The following is a 23,940-nucleotide window of genomic DNA, read 5'->3' as shown; positions in this document are numbered from 1 at the left end:
CGGGCAAAGCTTCTCAGGGGCGGCGTGGGAGCCCCGAGGAGACCCGGTATTGGACCTGCGCGCGCATTTCTCCCGCTTCCTCGCGGCAGAGCCGGGGCGTCTGCACTTCGCGGCGCACAGCCACCACCCCTGGCCCGACGTGACGCGCGAGGCGCAGCTCCGCGCCTGGGACCAAGCGGCACAGCTGCAGGATGATAAATGGGAGGCGGTGCTTGGCCCGGTGCTGGAGTCCTGCCGCGCGCGGGTGGCCGGGCATCTGGGGCTGCCCGATCCGGCGACCCTGGCCTTCGCGCCAAACACCCATGAGTTCGTGCGGCGCATTCTAAGCGGCATGCCCCTGGGGCGCCCGCCCCGGGTGCTGACCACGGATGGGGAATTCCATTCCTTTGCCCGCCAGGCCGCGCGGCTGGAGGAGGAAGGGCTCATCACCGTGACGCGCATCCCCTCCGAGCCCGGCGCCGAATGCCTGGCCCGCCTGGCCGAGGCGGCGCGCGGCGGATTCGACCTGATCTGGGTCAGCGAGGTCTTCTTCCATTCCGGCTTCGCTCAACTGGGGCTCGAGGCCCTGGCCGAGGCCGCCAGAGAGGCAGTGCTGGTGATCGACGGCTACCACGCCTTTATGGCGCGCCCGGTGGACCTGTCGCGCCTCGCGCACCGGGCCTTCTACACGGCGGGCGGCTATAAATATGCCATGGCTGGGGAGGGCTGCTGCTTCCTGCACTGCCCGCCCGGCTGGCTGCCCCGTCCGCGCGACACGGGCTGGTTCGCTGCCTTCGGGGCGCTGGCCGCCAGTGACGGCAAGCTTGGCTATGCGCCGGATGGTGGCCGCTTTCTCGGCGCCACCTTCGATCCCTCAGGCCTGTACCGGCTGGATGCGGCGCTGGGCTGGCTCGAGGCGGCCGGGGTGACGGTGGAAACGGTCCATGCGCATGCCCTTGCCCTGCAGGAGCGCTTCTGCGCGGGCCTGCAAGGCACGGGCCTGGATCCCGCCCGCCTGGCCGTGCCGCTGTCAGAGCCGCGCCGTGGCAACTTCCTGGCCTTCGACCTGGACGACGCCGAGGCATGGCAGGCCCGGCTGGCGGAGCTGCGGATCATCACCGATCGCCGTGGCCGCCGGCTGCGCTTCGGATTCGGGCCCTACCAGACTGGCGAGGAAGTGGATGAGGCGTTGGCACGGATGCGCCGGATCGCATGACCCGTCTTCGCCGCGCCGCGAGACGTGTCTGATCCGGTTGAGCGAGAAGGACTAACCTCCCCGAATCAGCCCTCCGGGAGGTCCTCCATGATTCTCCAGGCCAAGAGTACGCGTCGTCTCCTGCTGGCCGGCGGAGCCGCCCTGCTGGCGCCGAGCCAGCGCTCGGCGGCCCAGCCCGCGCCGAAATCGCGCATTGGCGTCATCGGCTCCGGCCGGCTCGGCGGCACGGTGGGCACGCTCTGGGCCAAGGCGGGGCACCCGGTCTTTTTCTCCTCACGCCACCCGGAGCGGCTGAAAGAACTCGTCGAGGCGGCAGGGCCGATGGCGCGGGCCGGCACCCCCGCCGAGGCAGCGGCCTTCGGGGAGGTCGTGTTGGTAGCCGTTCCCTATGGCGCGCTGCCGGAGGTCGGGCGCGAGTTGGGGGAGGCACTGCGGGGTAAGGTCGTGCTGGATGCCTGCAACGCGGTCGTGTCTCGCGACGGCGCGGTAGGGCAGGCCGCGATCGAGCGCGGCATCGGCCTCGCCTCGGCTGGACATCTGCCAGGCGCCCGTCTGGTGCGGGCTTTCAACACGCTGGGCTCGCGCGTGCTGGCGGAGCAGGCCCATCGGGCAAGCGCGCCGGTGGCTATCCCGATCGCGGGTGACGACCCCGGGGCACTGGAAGTGGCGTCGGGATTGGTGCGGGACGCGGGCTTCGAGCCTGTCGTCGTTGGCCCGCTGGCGCGGGCCACGGAGTTCGCGATGGGCGCGCGGGGCTATGGCCAGGTCGTCACGGCGCCGGAACTGCGCCGCATCCTCGGCCTGCCATCATAGCCGCTGGTCCAGCGCCATCCCCGTCCGGGGAGAACTGAGGCTCACATCACCACGCCGCCGCTCACATGCAGCGCCTGACCGGTGATGTACGCGGCCCCCGGCGAGGCAAGAAACGCCACCGCCGCCGCCACATCCGCCGGCGTTCCCAGGCGCCGCAGCGGGATGCGCGGCAGGATCGCGTCCCAGGCCGCCGGGTCCAGGGCGGCATGGGCGCCGGCATCCTTGCGGGTATAGCCCGGCACCACGGCATTCACCGTCACATCCGGCGCCCATTCAATGGCAAGCGACCGGACCAGCGCTTCCACCCCCGCCTTGGCCGCCGCGCTGGCCGGGAAGACTGTCGTGTCCGTCCGGAAAGAATGCGCGACGAAGGAGGAGATGGCGACCATCCGTGCCAGCCCGCCAGCCTTTCCGGCCTTCACCAGGTGCGGCCCTGCCGCCCGGGCCAGGCGCAGGAAGCCCCAGAGCACCGTATCGGCGCTGCGGGCAAAGCCTTCATCGGTCAGGGCGGAAACCGGCGTCCGGTCCGCGAAGCCGGCATTGGCCACCACCACCTCCAGCCCGCCCAGTGCCGCGACGGCCTGCTCGACCAGCCTTGCGGCGGTGGCGGGCTCGGTCAGGTCGCCCATCAGCACCACCGCTTCCGCCCCCGCGGCCCGCAACTCGGCGGCGACCAAATCCGCCCCGGCACGATTGGCGCGGCAATGGACGGCGATGGCTGCACCCGGCACCGCCATGGCCCGCGCCGTGGCCGCGCCGATTCCGCTCGACGCCCCGGTGATCAGGATTCGACGCTCGGCCATCTACATTCCTCTCCTGCGCCGCCTGATTGGACGGCCGCGTGCCCTAGCGGCAGATTGCCGCGCCTAAGGCCAGGGAGGGAGAGGCGCATGACGATTACGGTGATGCAGGCGGAGGGGCTCTATCCCGACGACTCCGTAGAGCGGGAGGTTCTGGGCCCCGATATCCGCATCCTGCAGCCCCGGGCGGAGCGCCTGGCCGACCTGCCCGACTCGCTTCTCGCCGAGGTGGAGGGACTGTTCATCTTCCGCCATTGGCTCACGGCGGCGGACATAGCCCGCTTTCCGAAGCTGCGCTGCGTCGTGCGGATGGGCGTGGGCTATGACCGGCTGGACCGCGTGACCTTGGCCGGGCGTGGCATCACCGTTTGCAACCTGCCGGATTACGGCACCACCGAGGTGGCGGACCACGCGATCGCCCTGGCTCTGGCCCTTCGGAGGGGGCTGCTGCTGCATCATGAGGCGCAGCGCACCGATCCGCCCGCCCTGTGGGAGCCGATCGATTCGCCCCTGATCCAGCGTCCCTCCACCCGGACCTTTGGCGTGCTTGGACTCGGCCGTATCGGCACGGCGGCGGCGCTGCGCGCGAAAGCCTTCGGCTGGCGGGTGATCTTCTATGACCCGCATTTGCCCAATGGCGTCGATCTGGCCCTGGGCGTCCAGCGCGCCCGCCGAATCGAGGAGCTGTTCGAGCAGACGGACACGCTCTCCATCCACACGCCTCTGACCCGCGCTACCCGCGGCCTGGTGAATGAACGCCTGCTACGCCTGATGCCGCCGGGCGCCGTGGTGGTGAACACGGCGCGTGGTCCGGTGCTGGACCTCGATGCCCTGGAACGCTGCCTGCGCGACGACACCATCGCGGGCGCCGGGCTGGACGTTCTGCCGGAGGAGCCGCCACGCTCCCCCATTCCTCCTCTGCTGGCCGCCTATCGGAACCGCGCGCCCTGGCTGGCCGGGCGGCTGATCGTCACGCCGCACAGCGCCTTTCACTCGCCCGAGGCCTTGGCCGACATTCGACGCAAGAGCGCGGAAACGATGCGGGATGTTCTGCTTGAAGGAGGAGCCTCGAATGTTATATCGCCTGATCACGACTAGTTGATGGCGGGGCCTGCCGACTGCGTGGGCGTTAGTTGGTGAAGCCGCGAACTGACTTCCTGTCATCCTGACGATTATTCTGGTGGTCTAGTGCAACTCACGGTGGCAATCGCCTTCGCAGTTGCGGTAGACCAAGTCTCCAATCCGAAGGAGAGACGGGTGCCGCGCGGCGACGAACTCCCGATGCATGAGCGTCAGCTGGCTGTTCAGCCGCATGTCGTTCTGGACGTTTCGCGCCTCCTGGCCTGCGGTGCCAAGGCTGCGCCGTCCGGCATCGACCGGGTGGAGATGGCCTATGCCAGGCGGTGGGCCAGCATGCCCGAAGGATGTTGCACATTCGTTGCCAAGCCCCCGGCCGGTGATTATGTCGCCCTGCCCTGGCGGGCGGTGGTCGGCCTCATCGCCTCCCTGACTCAGGCCTGGAACCATCGGGATCCCGAGGGGCGGGCCGCCCGGCACGCCCGGCGCCTGTCGGTCGGGTTGCGCTGGCGGGTCATGGCCCGGCTGGGGCAACGCCAGCTCAGCCTTCGGTTGCGGGAAGCCGGGCAGAAGGTCTTCCTCCTCGTCTCCCACCAGGCACTCGAGCGCCAGCGGCCGATCCAGGTCCTGCGGAACGCAGGCTGCGCCTTCGTCCCCCTGATCCATGACCTGATCCCGGCCACCCATCCGGAATACGCGCGGCCCGGCCAGGCCGAGCGCCACATGCTGCGCATCAGCACGGCTGCCGCGCTGGCCGATGCGGTCATCGTCAACTCGGCCCATACCGAGGCGGCGTTCCGTCCCCATCTCCGGGGACGCAGCACCCCGCCCAAGGTGATCGTCGCCCCCCTCGGCATCGATCCTCAGCCTGCCCCCGTCCAGGCCCTGCCGACGGAGCCCTATTTCGTCGTGCTCGGCACCATCGAGCCACGGAAGAACCACCTTCTTCTGCTGCATCTCTGGCGCGACATGGCCGCTCGGCTGGGCGGCCGGACCCCGCACCTGCTCGTCATCGGGCGTCGCGGCTGGGAGAACGAGAACGTCGTGGACATCCTTGAACGCTGCGACGCCTTGCGCGGCACGGTGCGGGAGGTCGGCCAGGTGCCGGACCGGGAAGTGTGGGAGATCCTGCGCGGCGCCCGCGCCCTGCTCTTCCCCTCCTTCGCCGAGGGTTACGGCCTACCACTGGCCGAGGCCCTGGCGTTGGGCGTGCCCGCCATCTGCTCGGACCTGCCCGCCCTGCGCGAGGTCGGTGGCGCCGTGCCGGACTATCTGGACCCGCTGGACGGCGCAGGCTGGCGCGCGGCGATCCTGGATTACGCGGCCCCGGACAGCGCGGCGCGCGCGGCGCAGCTGGAACGGCTGGTCGGCTGGCGTGCCCCGCGCTGGGAGGACCATTTCGCGCAGGTTGACCATTTGCTGGCCGAGCTGGCGCACCGGCCGGTCCGGCTTCCGGTCAGGACGATTGCCTCTGGCGGAATCGGCCGCCGGTCTGTTCGTTCGGGGGCCGTCGGCTGAGCCATCAGACTGCAACGCCCCGGATGACCCGATCCGGAGAGCGGTCCCGGCGGGCCGGGGCGCTAACCCGTGGAGAGAGGGTGGGACCGGCGGAGCCGGTCGCCATCGTCGGTGCTGCTTGCCGTTTTCCGGGCGCGCCGGACCTCGCCAGCTTCTGGTCTCTGCTGGCGGAAGGACGGGACGCGGTCACCACCCTTCCGGCCGACCGCTTCAACCAGGAGTGGTTCTTCCATCCGAACCGGTCGGAGCCGGGCCGGTCCTACAGCTTCGCCGCCGGCCATATCGGTGATGTGACGGGCTTCGATGCCGGCCATTTCGGCCTCTCCCCGCGAGAGGCGGCCGAGGCAGACCCACAACAGCGCCTCCTGCTCGAAGTCGCGGCTGAGGCGCTGGAGGATGCCGGCTGGCCCGCGTCTTCCGTCGCCGGGCGGGCGATTGGCGTCTTCGTTGGCGGCTCCTCCACCGATTACGCGGAACTGCGCCTGTCGGACGCCTCGGGCGCCGACCGGTATTTCATGACCGGCAACACCCTTTCCATCCTGGGGAACCGGATCACCAATGTCTTCGACCTGCGTGGCGGGGCGCAGACGATCGACACCGCCTGCTCCTCCTCCCTTGTCGCCCTGTCCCATGCGGTAGACGCGATCCGGGCTGGCCGGATCGAGGCGGCACTGGTGGGCGGCGTGCAGCTTCTTCTCTCGCCCTACTCGTTCACCGGCTTCTCCCGGGCGGCCATGCTTTCCCCCACGGGGCGCTGCCATGTTTTTGCAGAGGCGGCGGACGGCTATGTCCGAGGGGAAGGGGCGGGGGCGGTCATCCTCAAGCCCCTCTCGGCCGCGCTCGCGGATGGGGATGCGGTCCGCGGGGTGATCCTCTCCGTAGGAGTGAACACGGTCGGCCGCTCCATCGGCCTTTCCCTACCAGACCCGCAGGCGCAGGCGGCGCTGCTGCGGCAGGTGCTGGTCGAGTCCGGCCTGCAAGCCGAGCACATCGCCTATTTCGAGGCCCATGGCACCGGCACCCAGGCCGGCGACCCGGTGGAGGCCGCCGCCATCGGCGAGGTGCTGGCAGGCGCGGGGCGCCACACCACGCTGCCGGTCGGCTCGGTCAAGTCCAATATCGGCCATCTCGAGACTGCCTCGGGCATGGCGGGGCTGCTCAAGGCCATGATGATGCTGGAGCAGCGGGTGATCCCGCCTAACCTGCATTTCACCGCGCCAAATCCGCGAATCGATTTCGCCGGGCTGAACATCCGCGTGCCCACCACGCCGGAGCCGCTGCCGGGACAGCAGCCCATCATCGGCGTGAACTCCTTCGGCTTTGGCGGAACCAACGCTTCCGTCCTGCTCGCGCCGCCGCCCACGTCGCGGCGAGTTGCCCGGGAAGAGGCGGGGAAGCTCCTGCCGCCCCTCCTTCTCTCCGCCCGGTCCGCCGAGGCGCTTCGCCGTGCCGCCACTGCCTGGTCTGCAACCCTGCGCACCCGGCCGGCCGAGGCTCCTGCCCTGCTAAGGGGCCTGGCTCGCCACCGGGACCTGGCGCACCACCGGCTGATCCTCCGCAGTGCTGACGCTGAGGCGCTGGCGGAGAAGCTGGATGCGTTCGCTGCGGGCCAGCCCGTCGATGTCGAGGGCACTGTTCCCCGGCACGCCTCGGGCCAGGGCATGGGCGGTATCGCCTTTGCCTTCTCCGGCAACGGGTCCCAGTTCCCGGGCATGGCGCGCGAGGCGATGCTGCAATCCCGTGCCTTCCGCGAGGCGGTGGAGGAGCTCGATGCCGAACTGATGCCTCGCCTCGGCTGGTCCGTTGCCGCAGCGCTGGCCGATGGGATCACCTCAGAGGCCCTGGCCGCGACCGAGATCGCCCAGCCCGCCCTCTTCGCCGTCCAGCACGGGCTGGTCGCGGCCCTGGCGGGGGAGGGGATCACGCCCGGCCTCGTCCTCGGCCACTCCGTGGGCGAGGTGGCGGCGGCGCTGGCGGCAGGCGTGCTTGACCTGACCGGCGCGGCCCAGCTGATCGTCGCCCGCTCGGCCGCGCAGGCGCGCACGCGCGGCAAGGGCCGCATGGCCGCCCTCAACGCGACCGAGGCGGAGGTGGCGCCGCTGCTGGCCGAATGCGGGCCAGGGCTGGAGATCGCCGCCCATAACGGGCCGCGCGCCCTGACCGTCGCGGGCCCGGCAGCCGCCATCGCGCGCCTGGCCGCCGCCGCACGGCGTGACCGGTTGACGATGAAGGAGCTGGATCTCGACTACGCCTTCCATTCTGCGGCGATGGACGAGGTGGAGACGGCGCTCACCGCTTCGCTGGAAGGGCTGCAGCCCGCCACGCCGCGCCTGACTTTCCTCTCCAGCGTGACCGGCAGCGCCTTGGCGGGGCCTGCGGATACCACCTATTGGTGGCGCAACCTGCGCGCCCCGGTGCGCTTCGCCGAGGCTGCGACGGCGGCCGCCGCCCATGGCGCCCGGCTGGTGATCGAGATCGGCCCCAACCCGATCCTGCAATCCTATCTGCGGGAGGCGCTGCGGGCGGCGAAGTCGGATGCGCCGATCCTCGCCAGCCTGTCCCGTCGCGACATGTCGGGCGACCCCATTCCGCGGATCGCCGACCGGGCCACGGCGCTGGGGGCCGACCCGCGCGGCGCCCCCGCCTTTGCCGGCCCGGCCCTGCGCCGCGGCCTGCCGCCCACGCCCTATGTCCGCACGCGGTATTGGCTCTCGCCCACTCCCGAGGCGACGCGGCTGCACGACCCGGTGCTGGACCATCCGCTGCTGGGTTTCCGGCACGAGGCGGACCCGGCCGGACAGGGCTTCGCGCAATGGACGCGGAACATTGATGCCGCCCTGTTTCCCTGGCTGGCCGATCACCGGCTGGGCGACGAACCCGTGCTGCCCGCCGCCGCCATGGTGGAGATGGCGCTCGCCGCCGCGGCCCGCCGCTTCCCGGAGGCGGCGGCATTGGAGCTTTCCGCCTTCCAGATCCTGCGTCCCCTGCCGGTTCCCCCGGGGAACCGGGAGGGCGGCAGCCAGCAGATCCGGTTCCGCCTGGCCGATGACGGCAGCTTCCGCCTCGAATCGCGCCGGCGGATGAGTGGAGACGCCTGGTCGCTGCATGCGCGGGGCCTGTTGCGCCCCACCACCACCAAGGTGTTTCCCGATTTCCTGCCGCCTGCCCAGCCCGCGCCGGGATTCGTGGTGGGAGGAGCGGCCCTGCAGGCTGCCGCGGCCCGCCACGGGCTGGATTATGGTCCGGCCTTCCGTCCGGTGCGGCAGGTCGCCCTGGATCCCGCAGGCCTCACGGCCGAAGTGACGCTGGATCGCCCGGCGGAGGCCCCTCCGGATGAGGGTTTCCTGCTGCATCCCGTGCGGCTGGACGGCGCGTTGCAGGGCCTGATCGCGCTTTTCACCCATCGCCGTGCCGGCGCCGGGGACCTGCCGGCTGAAGCCTCGCGAGAGGCCTTCGTACCCGTGCGCTTCGAACGCCTGGTGGTGCATCGCACCCCCGCCCCGGCGGCTACTGCCTCCCTCGCCCTGACCCATGCCGGGACACGGGCCGCCGAGGCGCGCCTGGTCCTGCGGGATGCCGGGGGACACTCAATCGCGGTGGCCGAGGGAGTCTGGTTCCAGCGGGCCCGGCTTGGCCGGGCAGAGGCCGCCGAGGCGGTGGCCTTTCGCCTGGAGGACCGGCCCACTCCTGACCCGACCTTGCCCGCACCCGGCCCCGTCCTGGCACCGGCCCTGGCCGCCGCCGAGGCGCGCGACGCCGCGCTGGACCTTTCGGAACCCACCCTGTTGCTGGAAGGCTATATCGTCGCCGCTGCAGCGCGGGCTTTCGCAGCTGTGGCGCGGGACGGCGTGGTGGCTCCGGCCACCCCCTTCGCCGCCGCCATGCTGGAAGGGATGGAGGAGGACGGGCTGGCCGTCCGGGAAGGTAGCGTCTGGCGGCTTCTTCCCGCCGACGACCTGCCGGAGCCGGAGGATATCTGGCTTTCCGTCCTGATGGAGTGCCCTGTCCTCGCGCAGGATCTCGCGGCCCTCGCCCTGGCGACGGAGCAATTGCCGGAGGCCCTGGCAGGCCATCTTCCGCCCGACGAAGCCCCGCTTCTTCTATCCGACGAGGCTGCGACGCGTGTCCGGCTGGCGCAGGTCCTGGCGGATGCGGCTGGCGCTATCGCGACCGCCTGGCCAGCCGACCGGCCGCTGCGCGTGCTCGATCTCGGTCCTCCGTCCCTCACCCGGAGTCTGGCCGCCGCCCTGCGCCGGTCCGGGCGCCACATCCATTATATAATGGCGGGCGAGGCCCGCGTGGCTCCACCTGCGCATGAGACGATGGAGGTGGTCGCGCTGGACTGGAATCCAGCCGGTGGCGGCACGCCGCCAGTGGTGGTCGATCTCGTCGTCGGGCTGCACCAGGCTTCGCATGCGGCGCTGGGAATCTCCCTGGCAGCCATGCTCGCCGGCACGCTGGCGGAGGGCGGCACGCTTCTCCTGGCCGAACCCCTGCCGGGCCGGGTCACTGATTTCCTCTTCCGGCGGACGCCGGCGGGCTGGTCGCGCCCGCCATTCCCTGGCCCCGGAGCCTGGCGCGGCGCCCTGGAGGCTGAGGGCTGGCTCGCTGCCCGGGCCGAACCGCTGCGGGCCTCCCCCATTCCGTCCCTGATCGTCTCGGCCTGCCGTCCCCCCCCGGCGCCAGTACCCCTTCCTGACCCGTCGCACCCCTTCCGGATCTTCGCCGATGCCGGTGCCGCCGGCTTGGGCGAGGCTATCCGCGACGCCCTGAACCGCGCGGGCGCAAAGGCTGAGCTGCAGGGCCTGGAGGAGGCTGTCGCCCTGCTGCCCCGGGCCTTGCGCGCGACGGCCGTTATTGCCCTCGCCAATCCGGCGGCGCCTTCCCTGTCCAGCACACTGGCCAACCTTGCGCGCCTGGCCGATGCCGCCTCGGGCAGCGCCGCCGCCTTCATGCTGGTGGCCCAGGGCGATGCCGCCACCCCGGCGGCGGCGGCCGTGCGGGGGCTTGGCCGGGTGCTCGCCAATGAGATGCCGGATCTCGCCCCGCGCCGGATCCTGCTGGACGCCGCCCTGGCGCCCGCCGCCGCGGCACGCCGCCTGATGCCGGAACTGCTTTCCCCAGGGCCGGAGCCGGACCTGGCACTCGGCCTCTCCACCCGCCATGCGCCACGGGTCACGACGGGCGTCGCACCCTCGCGCCCTGGGACGGCCATGCGCCTGTCCGTGCGCCATGTCGGTGCCCTCGCCTCTCTGGGCTGGGAGGGGATGGAAGCGGCGCCGCCAGGACCCGGCGAGGTACAGCTTCGGGTCGAAGCGGCGGGCCTCAATTTCCGTGACCTGATGTGGGCCCAGGGCCTGCTGCCCGAGGAAACGCTGAAGGACGGCTTCGCCGGTGCGGGCCTCGGCATGGAATGCGCGGGAGTGGTGGTGGCCGCCGGCCCCGGCGTGCCTCTCCATCCCGGCACGCGGGTCTTTGGCTTCGCGCCGCAGGCTCTGGCGAGCATCGTGACCACCCGGGCCGAGGCCCTGGCGCCGGTTCCGGAAGGGCTGACCTTCGCTGCCGCCGCCACCATCCCCGTCGCCTTCCTCACCGCCGTCTATGCGCTGGAGACCTGCGCACGGCTGGGCCCCGGGGAGCGCGTGCTCATCCATGGCGGCGCCGGCGCCGTCGGCCTCGCCGCCCTGCAGGTGGCCCGCGCGGCTGGGGCGGAGGTGGCGATGACCGCGGGCAGCCCGGCCAAGCGCGCCTTCCTGCGCGCGGGCGGTGCGTCGCTGGTGCTGGATAGCCGCGACCCCGGCTTTGACGACGCGCTGCGCCGCCATTGGCCGGATGGGGTGGACGTGGTGCTGAATTCCCTGGCCGGAGAGGCGATGGAGCGGTCGCTGGCCCTGGTGAAGCCGTTTGGCCGCTTCGTGGAACTCGGCAAGCGCGACTATGCCGAGGACCGGCGCATCGCGGTCCGTCCGTTCCGCCGCAACGTGACCTATTTCGGCGTGGACGTGGACCAGCTTCCGCGCGCGCGCCCGGCCGAGGCGGCACGATTGCTGGAGGCCATCCGGGGGCGGCTCGCCAGCGGCGATCTCCGTCCCATCCCCTATACCCTCCGCGCGGCGGAGGAGGTGGAGGATGCCTTCCGGCTGCTTCAGGCCAGCGCGCATATCGGCAAGATCGTCATCACGCCGCCCCGGCCGGGGGCGACCCGTGCGGCAGCCTGGGCTCCAGGCCCGGGCACTAGCCTCACCCCCGGCGGACCCGCCGCCGGCGGGCTGGAATGTGCAAAAGGGGTGGCGGCGCGCGGCGCCGCGCGGCTCGCCCTGCTTTCCCGCCGCGGCCCGGCCACGCCGGGCGTGGGGGAGGCGATCACGGCACTTGCCGCGCTCGGGGCACGGGCCAGCGCCCATGCCGTGGACGCGGCCGATCCAGTCGCGCTGGACGCGCTGCTGGCCGCATTGCGGGCGGAAGGGCCGATCACCGGGATCGTCCATGCCGCAGCGATCTTCGACGATGGCGCCGCCACGGCCATGAACGCGGCCCGCTTCGCCCGCGTCCTCGGCCCGAAGCTCGCGGCGGCTGAGAACCTGGACCGTCTCACGGCCGGGGACCCGCTGAATCTGTTCCTGCTCTTCTCCTCGGCCACCACTGGCCTCGGCAATCCTGGCCAGGCGAACTACGTCGCGGCGAATGCGGCGCTGGAAGCCCTGGCGAGGCGGCGCTGCGCCCGGGGTCTTCCGGCGCTGGCCGTGGGCTGGGGTCCTATTGCCGATGCCGGCATCCTGGCACGGGAGACTGGAACGGCCCGCACCCTCGGTCGCCGCCTGGGGGTCGAGCCGATGGCGGCGCAGGAGGCGCTGGATGCCCTGCCCGGACTGATTGCCGGCGGCGCCCCCGTTGTCGCCCTGGCCCGCATCGCCTGGAAGCGCGCGGGCGCCGCCCTGCCGGTACTGCGCGAGCCTGCCTTTGCCGCCCTGCATGGGCGGGCCGAGGAGGCGGATGCCGGAATCGCCGATATGCGCGCCCATCTCCTCGCCTTGCCAGTGGAGGAGGCGCGCGCGCTGCTGGTCCGGATCGCGGTGGAGGAGCTGGGCCGCATTCTGCGCCTGTCGCCCGAAGGTATCGCCGCCGATACTCCCGTGGCCCGGCTCGGCCTCGACAGCCTGGGCGGGCTTGAGCTGCGCGGGGCGCTGGAAGCACGGCTCGGCCTGCCCGTGCCGCTCTCAGCCGTGACGGAGGAGCTGACCATCGCGGGCCTGGTCGCCCGCATGGTGGAAGGGCTCACCGGAGGCGCCGCGCGGGAGGCCGGGATCGACACGCTGCTGGACCGCTTCGAGCCCGGTGCGCTACCTCCTCCCACGCCGGAACCGACCCCGGCCGATGTGGCCGTGCCCGCCGGAACGGATCCGGCTGCCGGCCAGGTGGAGAGCCAGGAGACCGAAGCGTGACCCTGGGCAATGGTTTGTCAGCCACCGCCCGCCTCGCCTTGCTTCAGCGTCTCTCGAAGCGCCGTGCGTGGCAGGAGGAGAGCGGCACAGGCGAGGGCGCGCGTTCCTTCGCGGACCTGCCGTCGCTGCGCGACTTCGAACTGATGAAGACGGCGATGGAGGCGCTCAACCTTCCCAATCCCTTCTTCCGGCAGCATGAGGGCGCCGCCTCGGCCACCACGGTGATTGGTGGGGCGGAGTATCTGAACTTCTCCTCCTATAATTACCTCGGGCTGAATGCCGACCCGCGCGTGCGTGCCGCCGCCCATGCGGCGATCGACCGGTACGGCGTCTCTGCCTCCGCCTCCCGCATCGTCTCCGGGGAGCGGCCGCTGCATGCGGAACTCGAAGGGGCGCTGGCCCGGCATTACGGGACGGAGGCGGCCATCACCCTCGTCTCCGGCCACGCGACCAATGTGACGGTGATCGGCCACCTGATGGGGCCGCGTGATGTGATCATCCACGACGCGATGATCCACAACTCCTGCGTGGAGGGAGCCCGCCTCTCCGGCGCCCGCCGCATCCCGTTTGCCCATAACGACCCCCAGGCTGCCGAGCGGGAACTGGCCGCTGCCCGGCGAGGGGCCGAGCGTGCGCTCATCCTCATCGAGGGGCATTACTCGATGGAAGGGGACGTGCCGGACCTCGCCCGCTTCATTGAGATCGCCCGCCGCCACGATGCCTGGCTGATGGTGGACGAGGCGCACTCCATGGGCGTGCTCGGGCCGACTGGCGGCGGCATCTTCGAGGCCCAGGGGGTGGACCCGTCCGGGGTGGACATCTGGATGGGCACCCTTTCCAAGACCCTTTCGGCTTGCGGCGGCTACATCGCAGCGAAGCGCCAGCTGATCGACTGGCTGCGTCACACCGCGCCGGGCTTCGTCTACTCCGTCGGCCTGCCGCCGGTTCTGGCGGCCTCTGCCCTCGAATCCCTGCGCATCCTGGGGGAGGAGCCCTGGCGCGTCGTGCGGCTGAACGCCAACGCTGCCCGCTTCCGGGACGGGCTGCGCGCAAGGGGGTTGGACGCCGGCGCCTCGGGCGCGCATGCCATTGTGCCGCTGATGACCGGTTCCTCCGTGCGCGCCGGGCGCCTCTCGGCCGAGTTGTTCCAGCGCGGCGTCAACGTGCAGCCCATTACCTTCCCCGCTGTACCGGAGCGCGCGGCGCGGCTGCGCTTCTTTCTTTCCACGGAGCACAGCGAGGAGCAGATCGACCGGGCGCTGGACATCGTCGCGCGGACGGTGGCCGAGATTGGCCCGGTGGAAGTGGCAGGCTGAGCAAGATCAGGGAAAGCCGGTGAAAGAGAGAATTTTCGCCCGGGATCCCTATCACTCTCTTCTTCGATCCCGGGGTGCATCAGTGTCACTGACCTGCCAGCGCCTCAGATAAAGGAATGGGGTCTGAGGGAATTCTAATAGGGCACCGCTGCCGGTCCCCGGCTTTTTCCCGGGTATGAGCGACGCACTGGCCATCCGCGCCGCTTCCACATCGGCCGAAATCGCCGCCTTCGAGGGCCTGCCCGCCATGCTCGGCGGGGAGGGGGCCGGCTGGCCTGTGCCGCTGGCCCTGGAAAACCGGATGGTCTTCGACCCCGCCCGGAATCCGGCCCTGGCCGAATGGCACTTGGCACGCTTCGTGGCCTGGCGCGGGAAGAGGCCAATCGGCCGCATTCTGGCCGCCATGCCCCGGGAGGGTGCCGAGGGAATCGGCACCTTCGGCCTCCTGGCGCTGGAGCGGGATGCGGGGGTGCTGCGCGCGCTGCTGGATCAGGCCCAGGACTGGCTGGGGAGACTGGGCGCGCGGTGGCTGCGCGGGCCCATGAATTTCAGCATCAATCACGACATCGGCCTACGGGTGGAGGGTGGTGAGGCGCCGATGCTGCGGATGCCGCGCAACCCGCCCTGGCTTCCCGCCATGGTGGAGGCGGAGGGGCTGGCGCGGGAGAAGGACGTACTGGCCTGCACCCTGACCTTGGCGGAAGAGCGGCACCGCGCTCGCTTCCGGCCCCTGCTGGCCCGCTGGGAAGGCGCGAAGAGCCTGTCCGTTCGTGCTCTGCGTCTCTCCCGGTTGACGGAGGAGGTCGCTCTGGTGGTCGATCTGTACAACGACGCCTGGGCGGAGAACTGGGGCGCCCGGCCGGTTTCAGCGGCGGAGGCAGCGATGATGCAGCGCCTGCTCTCGCCGCTGCTGCTCTCCGGCCGGGTTTTCTTCGCGGAGTGGCAGGGGGAGGCGATCGGGGTGCTCTCCATCGTGCCGAATATCGAGGAGGCAGTGGCCGGGCTGGGAGGGCGGCTTCTGCCCTTCGGCTGGGCGGCGCTGGCGGGAGCTTTGATGGGGCGGACCAGCAGCGCCCGCGTACCGATGCTGGGCATAAGGCGGGCCTGGCGGGGCACCCCGGTATCCGCCATGGCAACGGGAGCGTTGCTCGATGCAGCGATTACCCTGGCCGAGCGGCGCGGCTGGGAGGCAATTCAGATCTCTTGGATTCTCGAGAACAATGTTGCGATGCGGAAGCTGATGACGCGGCTGCCCGCGCCAGTAACCGGCCGCTGGCGGCTCTGGGGCATGCCATTGAAGCAGGTGTGCCAGAAAACCGGGACGAATCAGGGATAACACAAAAGAGAGTAAGCTGGGTTGGACCACCGTCCCGGTTGACCCCTACCAAGTGGGAAGGCATGGCGGGGCCGGAGCTTCCGCTTCCGATCCGATCGGCGCGTGGCCGCAGCAAGAAGGGCACCGTGGATCCCGCGCCGAGAGTATTTCTGTTCTTGCAAGGTCCGGTCAGCCCCTTCTTCTCAGAGGTCGGCGCAGGGCTGCGTGCGCTCGGCCATGCCGTGCACCGGATCAATCTTTGCCTTGGCGACAAGTTGATCTGGCGCGGACCGGGGGCGGTGGACTTCACGGGCCGGCCGGCGGAATGGCCGGACTTCATTGCACGCTTTCTGGACCTGCACGGGATCACCCACGTCGTCCTGCTCGGGGAGCAGCGCTTCTATCACCGGGTGGCGATTGAGGCGGCGAAGGCGCGGGGCGCCGCCGTGACAGTCACCGACTTCGGCTATCTGCGGCCCGACTGGATCGTGCTGGAGGCTGACGGGATGAACCGCGACAGCCGCTTCCCGCGCGATCCCGCCGCTATTCTGAAGCTGGCCGAAGCCCTGCCGCCGCCGGATTTCGCGGTCCACCACCGCGACAGCTTCCGCAACCAGGCGGCCTGGGATGTCGGCTACAATCTTGTCTCCCTCATCCCAGGCTTCTTCCGGCACTATGACAGCCACCAACTCTACCATCCCATCCAGGTCTATCTCGGCACGCTGCTGCGGATCCTGACGAGACGCCGGGTCAACCGGCGGGCCGACCAGGTCCTGGCAGAGGTTAAAGGGCGCGGTCCTCTCTTTCTTATGGCGATGCAGATGGAAACGGACTTCTCCGTCCGCGCCTACTCTGCCTATCCCAACCTGGACGCGGCGATCGAGGAGGTGACGCAATCCTTCGCAGCCCATGCGCCGGCAGATGCACAGCTTCTCTTCAAGGTGCATCCGCTGGACCCTGCGATGAAAAACTGGCGCCGCCGGGTGAGGCGGATCGCGGTGCGGGCGGGCGTCTCCGATCGCGTGCACTATCTGGGCGGCGGCAATCTAGGCTCCATCACGGAAAGCGTGCAGGGCGTCGTCACGATCAACAGCACGGTCGGGCTGCGGGCGATTGTGGACCATCTGCCCACGCACGCCCTGGGGGATGCGCTCTACAAGATTACCGGCCTTACCCATGATGGGCCGCTGGACCGCTTCTGGACCGAAGGGCGGCCACCCGATCCCGTGTTACGGGAAGCCTTCCTGCGTGGCATCGCCTACTGCCTGCATGTCCGCGGGGTCTACTACGCCCGGCCCGGCCTGGACGCGGCGGTGGATGCGGCGGTGCACCGCCTGCATCATGGTCTCGTCAACGCTCCGGTCGTGGAGCCGCCGGCCATTTTCTGAGCGGGCGCTGCAAGGACCCTCCAGCAAGCTTCAGCCGGGCTTCGCCGTGTGCGACCAGGCCGAGGGAACACGCCGCGCGGCAAGGTGCCCAGAGAAACAAGGTGCCCAAAGAAAGCGCACCGCTTGCGAGGCCGTTCACCGTCGTCTCACGATCCGCGCCAGCGTGCCGCGCACCAGTCCTTCCAGCCCGCGATGCAGGGTCAGGGGCGAGAGCCGCCAAGCCGAGGGGTCTTCCAGCCGGTCCAGCATCACCTCGACTGGGCACGGGAGGAGGGTCACGGGGTCGATGTAGCGGGGGTAGAGGATCAGGGCAGCAGCCACCAGCTCATCGAGGCTGCGGGAGAGGCCGCGCCGGCCAGGCGGGAAGGGGGCGCGATCCTCGGTCAGGCCCCAGCCCGCATAGAAGGGCTGGCCCCAGCAGGTGACGGACACGCCGCGCAGCAGCGCTTCGAAACCCGAGAGGGAGGTGAGGGTGTGCAGCGCGTACACATGTGGCAGGAGCGCCGGCACGGGAACCCGCCCCACCACGGCATCCGCCAGCCCCGTCAGCTCGGCGGCGCGCAGCCGCCCTCGCCGGAAGCCCGCCTGCAGGTCGGGATGCGGCTTGTAGAGGATAAAGGCGTCCGGCTCCGCAGCCCGCACGGCCTTCAGCAGGGCCAGGTTGGAGCCGATCGCCCCACCGCCGAGCCGGACGGAGGCGTCGTCCTCCACCTGGCCGGGAACCAGCACGACGCGGCGGCCCGGCGGGATGGGGGGCAGCGCGTCCTCGGCCCGCAGGTTGTACTTGGAAACGCCGCGCCGAACGATCGCCGAGCGCAGCGCCGCCGCCCGGGCGAGGAGGTCCGGCGCGAAGCCGCCCTCAGTCAGCAGCCTCTCCAGGGTGGAAGGCTGGCGCGGGTCGTAATGCGCACCGAGCGGGTCGAGGCAGTAGGAGGCACCCGGCAGGAAGCGCGCGCCCAGCCCGCGGGAGCGGATGAAGCCGTCCTCGACCAGCCGCAACTCCACGCCCTGGCGGCGGATCGCCGCTGCCACGGTGTCCGGGCAGCTGGCGGCCCAGGCAATGATGGCCCCACCCTCGGCCCGTGCCCGCTTGATGGCGTGGGAGATGTCATGGGTGAAGGCGGGGGTGCCGCCCTCATGCGCCAGCAGCGCGCCGACCTGCCGGCGCTTCCAGCGGGCAATGCCGATCGCGACGGAGACGCGCCTGTTGGACCGTTCCGCGGCTATCCAATCCGCCAGCAGCGCGAAGCCCTCAGCCCGCGTCCAGGGACGGCGGCGGAAGGGATCGGCCGCGCGAGTACGGGCGAGGAGGCCAGGCAGGTGCTTCCCCCCTAGATCATGCGGCACCCCCGCGGCCTCGGCCAGCGCGGCCATGGCAGGGGTGGCCCCATGCAGTGCGGCGGCGGCGTCCAGCAGCGTCCAGGGGGAGAGCGGCTGGGGAAGGTGCCGGGCACCGGGCGGGGCGCGCAGCACGGGTGCGGCCCTGTCATGTGCGAAGGGGTCGCGCGCCAGGAGCACGGGGCGGCCGGATGCGGCGGCAGCGGCCAGCGCTGCCTCGGCCTCGCCGAGCCGGGCGGAGTTGCAGGGATCCAGCACCAGCGCCATGGTTCGCGCCGCCAGGCCCAGCGCGGCCATGCCCGGATCCGGCTGACCGGGTGGTCCGCCCAGCCTGGCCCGCGCGATCAGGCGCGTCAGGGCGGCACCCTCATCGGGGGCCAGCGGCCCGGCCTCCTCTGTGAGAATCAGGGGCGGTGCCGTCCGCCCGGCGAAGCGGGGTGGGGCGAAGGGGGCCAGGGCGATGCGCATCACCGGCCCGGTCCAGTCCTTCGGGGGCGAGGCTGTCGTCTCCAGCACCAGCACGCCGCCTGGACCGCCGGGCAGCACGGTGCGCTCCGGCCAGAAGGCAGGCAGGTGAGGCCAGCGGGCCAGGAGGGCAGGTGGAAAGACCAAGGCCGGCAAATCGGCACGGAGGACCCGGGCCATCATGTCGTTATGTTTTTGCCTGTTGCATCGCGGTAGTGATAAACAATCACCAACACGCGAGCCATGGCCGATGGCTCAACCGGGGGTTTTGCCCCGTCTCCACATATCGGCGTCGATAGGAATCATGGCTCAGTTTCATCGCTTCTCGCTTCTGGCTGTTCTGCTGCTTTCCGCCTGCGCGACCGGCACGGATGGGTCAAGCTGGTGGAAGTCGGCGGGCCTTGGTGCCGGGCGCGACACGCCGCCGCCTGCTACGGGCGTCGTGATGCCGGTCCGTCCGGCCGATCCCGTGGCCGCCTTCGTCGCCCAGGCCCAGCCCGGCCAGGCCGCGATGGTCCCGCAGCCCGGGAGTGGCCAGATGACGCCGGTGCGCCTCGTGCGGGCCTATAACGCCGCATCCGGCCGTGAGTGCCGGGAGGTGCAGTTCGGTCCGGCGGCGACTGTGGGTGGGGCGCCTGGCGCCACCTACTGCCAGGATCCGGCCCAGGGCTGGGTTGCAGCGCGGGCGCTGCTGCGGGGCGGGGCGGTCTACCGGCCGTGAGCGGCGTCGGCACCCTGCCGGAACCGCCGGCGCGGCGGGAACGGGGGCATTGGCTGGTCGAAGGAATCGCCACCCAGATGCGGGTGGTCGGCGCCTTGATCATGCGCGAGATGCAGACGCGCTTCGGCAGGCACAATCTCGGCTTCCTCTGGATGTTCTTCGAACCGCTTTTCCTGGGCACCATGGTCGGCCTGATCCACTATGCCCATGGGCAGCGCCTGCCGGGCGGGGTGGACCCGTTCGTCTTCAGCATCGTCGGCTATGTGCCCTTCTTTATGTTCCGTAGCATCGTGAACCGAGCAGGGGCGGCGCTGCATTCCAATCTCACCCTGCTCTTCCACCGCCAGGTCACGCCGGTGGACGTGATGATCGCCCGCAACCTGCTGGAAGCCGCCGCCGTTTTCGGGGTGATTGCGATCATCCTGACGGTCGCGGCCTGGATCGGGGATATCTGGCCGGAAAGTCCCGGACTGATCTTCGTCGCCCTGGTGTTGAGTTTCCTGCTCTGCCACGGGCTGTCGATGCTGCTGGCTGCGGCCGTGTCCCACTGGGAGGGATTCGACCGCATGATCCATCCCATCACCTATCTGCTGATGCCGCTGTCCGGTGCCTTCTATGCGCTGCACTGGTTCCCGCCCTCGCTCCGCGAGTTGCTGCTCTGGAATCCGCTCGTCAGCATTCATGAGGCGATCCGGGAAGGCATGTTTGGTCACCGCCTCCCGTCCTATTACGACCTGCCCTATGTCGGCCTGTGGATCCTGGGCACCAACCTGCTTGGCCTGGCTTCGCTGCGGACGGCGCGCCGCAAGCTGAACGTCTTCTGAGCTTCCCATGGCGCTGATCCTGGAAGACGTCTGGAAATCCTACCCGGTGCGCGGCGGGCAGCGGGAAATCCTGCGCGGCATCAATGCCGTGATCGAGCGCGGTGACGCGGTGGGCATTCTCGGCCGTAACGGGGCGGGCAAATCCACCCTCATGCGCGTCATGGCGGGGGTCGAGGCCCCGACGCGCGGCCGCGTACGGCGGGAGATGTCGGTGTCCTGGCCCCTCGGCTCCGGCTTCGGCCTCCAGGCCAGCCTGTCCGGGGCGGATAATGCCCGCTTCATCGCGCGCATCTACGGCCAGGACGTGGCCGAGACCCTCGAGTTCGTGCAGTCCTTCTCCGAGATCGGGCAGTACTTCTTCGAGCCGGTCCGTACCTATTCCGCCGGCATGATGGGCCGTCTGCTGATGGGCCTGTCCTTTGCCGTGAAATTCGACTGTTACCTGGTGGATGAAATCATCTCCGCCGGCGACCAGCGCTTCGTCCAACGCTGCCAGACCATGCTGGAGGAGCGGTTGAATAACGCTTCCCTGCTGATGGTCTCGCATTTCGCCGACCATATCAGGCAGTACTGCCGCACCGCCGTCGTGCTCCGGAACGGCCAGCTCGAGCTGTATGAGGACATCGATGAAGGTATCGCCGTCTATCAAAGCCTTTGATCCCTCACAGGACGCGGCGAATGTCTCGGTGCCCGCGCAGAGGCGGCCCTCGCGGCTGGCCAGGCGCCTGCGCAAGTGGCGCGGCTTCCTGCTGATGGTCGTGCTGCCCACGATGATAGCCGCCGGCTACTACTGGGGTGTGGCGGCCGGCCAATACGCCAGTGAGACGCGTTTCCTCGTGCGTGGGAACAGCGGTGCGGGCAGTGGCGGGACAGGCGCGCTCGGCGCGATGCTCGGCAATGCAGGCTTCAGGCCCGTGCAGGAAGAAGCCATGGCAGTGCGGGATTACCTCAATTCCGAGGACGCCGTGCGCGAACTGCGCAAGTCGGTTGACCTCGTCTCGATCTGGCGCCGGCCGGAGGCTGATCTGCCCGCCCGGCTCTGGTTTGACGACCCTACGATCGAACGGCTGACCCGCTACTACCGGCGCATGGTGACCGCCGATTACGATACCGAGTCAAGCGCGGTTACCGTTCAGGTGCGCAGCTTCCGCCCAGACGATTCCAAGGTGCTGGCCGATGCGGTGCTGCAGACCGCCGAGAAGCTGGTCAACGAGTTGAGCGAGCGCCAGCGCGAGGACACGCTGAACACCGCGCGGCAGGAGGTGGCGCTCGCCGAACAGCGGGTGATGGCTGCCCGCGAGGCGATGATCACCTTCCGCCAGGCGGAGCGTGCTATCGACCCGACGAAGGAGACCGGTGCCAATGTCGAGGTGGTAAGCCAGCTCGAGGGCGCGCTCACCCAGGCCCGCGCGGAACTGCGGGAGAAGAGCGGTTTCATGCGGTCAGACAATCCACAGATCGGCGTGATCCGGAACCGCATCGCGGCGCTGGAAGCCCAGATCGCCAATGAGCGCCAGCGCCTGACCAGCGGTGAGCAGGCCGTGCCGCGGCAACTCGCCAGCTATGAGCGCCTGATGATGGAGCGCGAGTTCGCGGAGAAGCAGCTTACCTCCGCCGTCATCAGCCTCGAGACCGCACGGGTGAACGCAGTGCGTCAGCAGATTTATCTGGCGCGCGTCACGCAGCCCCAGGTCGCGGAGAGTGCGCAGTATCCCAAAGGCGCCTTCGCCGTGGGCAGCCTCTTCGTCGTGCTCTGTGTCGTCTATGGAATTGCTTCCCTGATTTTCGCTGGATTCCGCGAACATGCTGCTTGACCGCCGTCCGATGAGCCGGCCCGCCCTTCTCCTGAGCCTGCTTGCCACGGCTTTCGCGCTCGCCCCTGCCCTGGGCTATGCACAAAGCGGGCTGCTTCAGCAGCCCGTGCCCGGCCGCCTGGGCCCCACGCTGGCGCAGGCAGCGCCTGTCCAGGCCGAGACGCTGCTGCCTGACGCCACCGCGACCAGCCGCGCCGGTACGACGACCGAGGCGGAGGGTGGGCCGGTCGTTTCCGGTCCGCTGGGGGCGCTGGACCGCGCGCCCGGGCCCTCCACCGCCGTCTTTGGGGCGAGCCTGTTCAATCGCGCGGCGCCGACCTCCTCCGATGCGCCCAACCCGAATTACCGGATCGCGGTGGGCGACCGTGTGTCGATCCGCGTCTGGGGCGCGGTCGAGGCCGAGGCGATCGGCCAGGTGGACGGGGATGGCAACCTCTTCATCCCTTCCATCGGGCCGATCCGCCTCGCGGGGGTAACCGCCGGCAATCTGCAGCGGGTGGTCGAGAGCGAGGTCCGCCGCATCTACACGCAGCAGGTCCAGGTCTATGCGGTTCTGCTGAATGTCAGCCGGATCGGCGTCTTCGTCACCGGCTTCGTCCGCAGCCCTGGCCGCCACACCGGCACGGGGATGGAGGGCGTGCTGGATTACCTGCTGCGCGCCGGCGGCGTTGATCCTTCCCGTGGGTCCTTTCGCGACATCCAGATCCAGCGCGGCGGCCAGACGGTCCAGCGCGTGGATCTCTACCCCTTCCTGCTGACCGGCCGCCTGCCGAATTTCATCTTCCGCGAGGGCGACACGATCGTCGTCGCCAAGCAGGGCGCGCTGGTCAGCGTGGATGGCGCGGTGCGCAACAACTACCTCTTCGAGGTGCCCGGCCGGACCATGTCGGGCGAGGAGTTGATCCAACTCGCCGCACCTCTGCCATCGGCCACGAATGTGGTGGTGCGGGGCACGCGCAACGGCCAGCCCTGGTCGCGCTACATCAGCGTGTCGGAGCTGCGGCGCGTCTCCCTGCAGGACCAGGATGTGGTGAGCTTCATCACCGACGCACCGGCCCAGACCATTCGCGTAACGATCGAGGGCAGCCGCATCGGGCCTTCCGTCCTGATCGCGGACCGCGACATCGGCCTGTGCCAGTTGCTGGACCACGTGGCGGTCGATCCGGTTCTGGCGGACACCAAATCGGTCTTCCTGCTGCGGCCGCGCATCGCCGCACAGCAGACCCGCACGATCAACGAGACGCTGGATCGGCTCGAGCGGCAGCTCTTCACCGCCACCTCCACCACGACGGGCGTCGCGGAGATCCGGTCGAGCGAGGCGCAGCTCGTCTCGCAGTACATTTCCCGCGCGCGGCGCATCAAGCCTGAGGGCCGCCTTGTGGTGTCCGACAGCTCCGGCCGCTGCGCCGATACACGGCTAGAGGATGGCGATACGGTCGTCATTCCGGAGCGCAGCGAGGTCGTCATGGTGGCCGGCGAGGTCACGGCCCCGCAGGCCGTGCTGTGGCGGCCGGATCTGACGATCGAGGATTATGTGAAGCGGGCCGGCGGGTTCACGCAGCGTGGCAATGTCTCCAACATCATGATCCGCCGCGCGAGCGGGGAGCTGGTGCTGGAGCCGAATGTCGGGCCCCGGCCGGGCGACGAGCTGATTGCCCTGCCGAGGCTGGATCCGAAGCTGTTCCAGATCGGACGCGACGTGCTGCAGTTGATCTATCAGGTGGCGCTGTCGGCGCGGGTCTTTCAGTAGCCGGTGAAAGGGCCGGGGGAGAAAGAGCTTTCCCCCGGTGGCCGATCATCTCCGCTTTGGTTTCGGATGCACCGGCGTCACTGGTGCGACGATGCTACGCAGGCAAGAAGGCCGGGGAATATCTTCCCCGGCCTTTTCCTATTCTTCGGATGGCTGCGGTACGG

The 23,940-nt window shown here is 70.1% G+C and carries 15 protein-coding genes; 13 read left to right on the top strand and 2 right to left on the bottom strand.

Features of this window, described 5'->3' with window-relative positions; genetic code table 11:
* The first annotated feature begins 49 nt into the window (after positions 1-49).
* Together ACO1BU_RS17765 and ACO1BU_RS17760 are read left to right on the top strand one after the other, a co-directional pair.
* Positions 50-1,195 (top strand): aminotransferase class V-fold PLP-dependent enzyme, encoded by a 1,146-nt coding sequence (locus ACO1BU_RS17765; RefSeq protein WP_424137305.1) that lies wholly within the window; start codon positions 50-52, stop codon positions 1,193-1,195.
* Positions 1,196-1,282: 87 nt separating this feature from the next.
* A complete protein-coding gene (locus ACO1BU_RS17760) occupies positions 1,283-2,008 on the top strand; it encodes an NADPH-dependent F420 reductase (RefSeq protein ID WP_424137304.1) in 726 nt (241 codons plus the stop codon).
* A 41-nt stretch (positions 2,009-2,049) separates the two neighbouring features.
* Here the strand turns inward: ACO1BU_RS17760 and ACO1BU_RS17755 are convergent, their stop codons facing one another.
* Complete coding sequence (locus ACO1BU_RS17755; protein WP_424137303.1) at positions 2,050-2,811, bottom strand: SDR family NAD(P)-dependent oxidoreductase; 762 nt, start codon at positions 2,809-2,811, stop codon at positions 2,050-2,052.
* 87 nt (positions 2,812-2,898) lie between these two features.
* On the opposite strand from ACO1BU_RS17755, the gene ACO1BU_RS17750 reads away from it, so the two are divergent.
* The 6 genes from ACO1BU_RS17750 to ACO1BU_RS17725 all read left to right on the top strand — a co-directional run bounded on the left by ACO1BU_RS17750 (position 2,899) and on the right by ACO1BU_RS17725 (position 16,864).
* Positions 2,899-3,906: a C-terminal binding protein gene (locus ACO1BU_RS17750; protein WP_424137302.1), complete on the top strand. Its 1,008-nt coding sequence runs from the start codon at positions 2,899-2,901 to the stop codon at positions 3,904-3,906.
* A gap of 183 nt (positions 3,907-4,089) precedes the next feature.
* Positions 4,090-5,403 carry a glycosyltransferase family 4 protein gene (locus ACO1BU_RS17745; RefSeq protein WP_424137301.1) on the top strand — a complete coding sequence of 438 codons (1,314 nt, stop codon included), beginning with the start codon at positions 4,090-4,092 and terminating at the stop codon, positions 5,401-5,403.
* 23 nt (positions 5,404-5,426) lie between these two features.
* Positions 5,427-12,845 (top strand): type I polyketide synthase, encoded by a 7,419-nt coding sequence (locus ACO1BU_RS17740; RefSeq protein ID WP_424137300.1) that lies wholly within the window; start codon positions 5,427-5,429, stop codon positions 12,843-12,845.
* Positions 12,842-14,161, top strand: coding sequence for an aminotransferase class I/II-fold pyridoxal phosphate-dependent enzyme (locus ACO1BU_RS17735; protein ID WP_424137299.1), 1,320 nt, complete (start codon positions 12,842-12,844; stop codon positions 14,159-14,161). The genes ACO1BU_RS17740 and ACO1BU_RS17735 overlap by 4 nt, the downstream gene beginning before the upstream one ends.
* Positions 14,162-14,336: 175 nt before the next feature.
* On the top strand, positions 14,337-15,497 hold the full coding sequence (locus ACO1BU_RS17730) for a GNAT family N-acetyltransferase (protein WP_424137298.1): 1,161 nt from the start codon (positions 14,337-14,339) through the stop codon (positions 15,495-15,497).
* A gap of 38 nt (positions 15,498-15,535) precedes the next feature.
* The gene (locus ACO1BU_RS17725) at positions 15,536-16,864 is read left to right on the top strand and encodes a capsule biosynthesis protein (RefSeq protein WP_424137297.1); all 1,329 of its coding nucleotides are present in this window, start codon (positions 15,536-15,538) and stop codon (positions 16,862-16,864) included.
* Between the two features lie 135 nt (positions 16,865-16,999).
* On the opposite strand, the gene ACO1BU_RS17720 is transcribed toward ACO1BU_RS17725, so the two are convergent.
* Entirely contained in the window at positions 17,000-18,850 is a 1,851-nt protein-coding gene (locus ACO1BU_RS17720; protein WP_424137296.1) for a capsular polysaccharide export protein, LipB/KpsS family, read from the bottom strand.
* A 121-nt stretch (positions 18,851-18,971) separates the two neighbouring features.
* Here ACO1BU_RS17720 and ACO1BU_RS17715 point away from each other — a divergent pair, with 121 nt between their 5' ends.
* The 5 genes from ACO1BU_RS17715 to ACO1BU_RS17695 are packed head-to-tail and all read left to right on the top strand — an operon-like array spanning position 18,972 to position 23,776.
* The gene (locus ACO1BU_RS17715) at positions 18,972-19,388 is read left to right on the top strand and encodes a DVU3141 family protein (protein WP_424137295.1); all 417 of its coding nucleotides are present in this window, start codon (positions 18,972-18,974) and stop codon (positions 19,386-19,388) included.
* A complete protein-coding gene (locus ACO1BU_RS17710) occupies positions 19,385-20,212 on the top strand; it encodes an ABC transporter permease (RefSeq protein WP_424137294.1) in 828 nt (275 codons plus the stop codon). Before ACO1BU_RS17715 ends, ACO1BU_RS17710 begins: the two co-directional genes overlap by 4 nt.
* Positions 20,213-20,219: 7 nt before the next feature.
* Complete coding sequence (locus ACO1BU_RS17705; protein WP_424137293.1) at positions 20,220-20,870, top strand: ABC transporter ATP-binding protein; 651 nt, start codon at positions 20,220-20,222, stop codon at positions 20,868-20,870.
* Entirely contained in the window at positions 20,839-22,026 is a 1,188-nt protein-coding gene (locus ACO1BU_RS17700) for a KpsE/RkpR family capsule polysaccharide export protein (RefSeq protein ID WP_424137292.1), read from the top strand. Before ACO1BU_RS17705 ends, ACO1BU_RS17700 begins: the two co-directional genes overlap by 32 nt.
* Positions 22,027-22,036: 10 nt before the next feature.
* Positions 22,037-23,776 (top strand): polysaccharide biosynthesis/export family protein, encoded by a 1,740-nt coding sequence (locus ACO1BU_RS17695; protein WP_424137291.1) that lies wholly within the window; start codon positions 22,037-22,039, stop codon positions 23,774-23,776.
* Positions 23,777-23,940 lie beyond the last annotated feature (164 nt).

The organism is Roseomonas chloroacetimidivorans, from assembly GCF_049629625.1.
GTDB lineage: Bacteria > Pseudomonadota > Alphaproteobacteria > Acetobacterales > Acetobacteraceae > Roseomonas > Roseomonas chloroacetimidivorans.
This window is presented reverse-complemented; position numbering and strand designations above follow the sequence as displayed.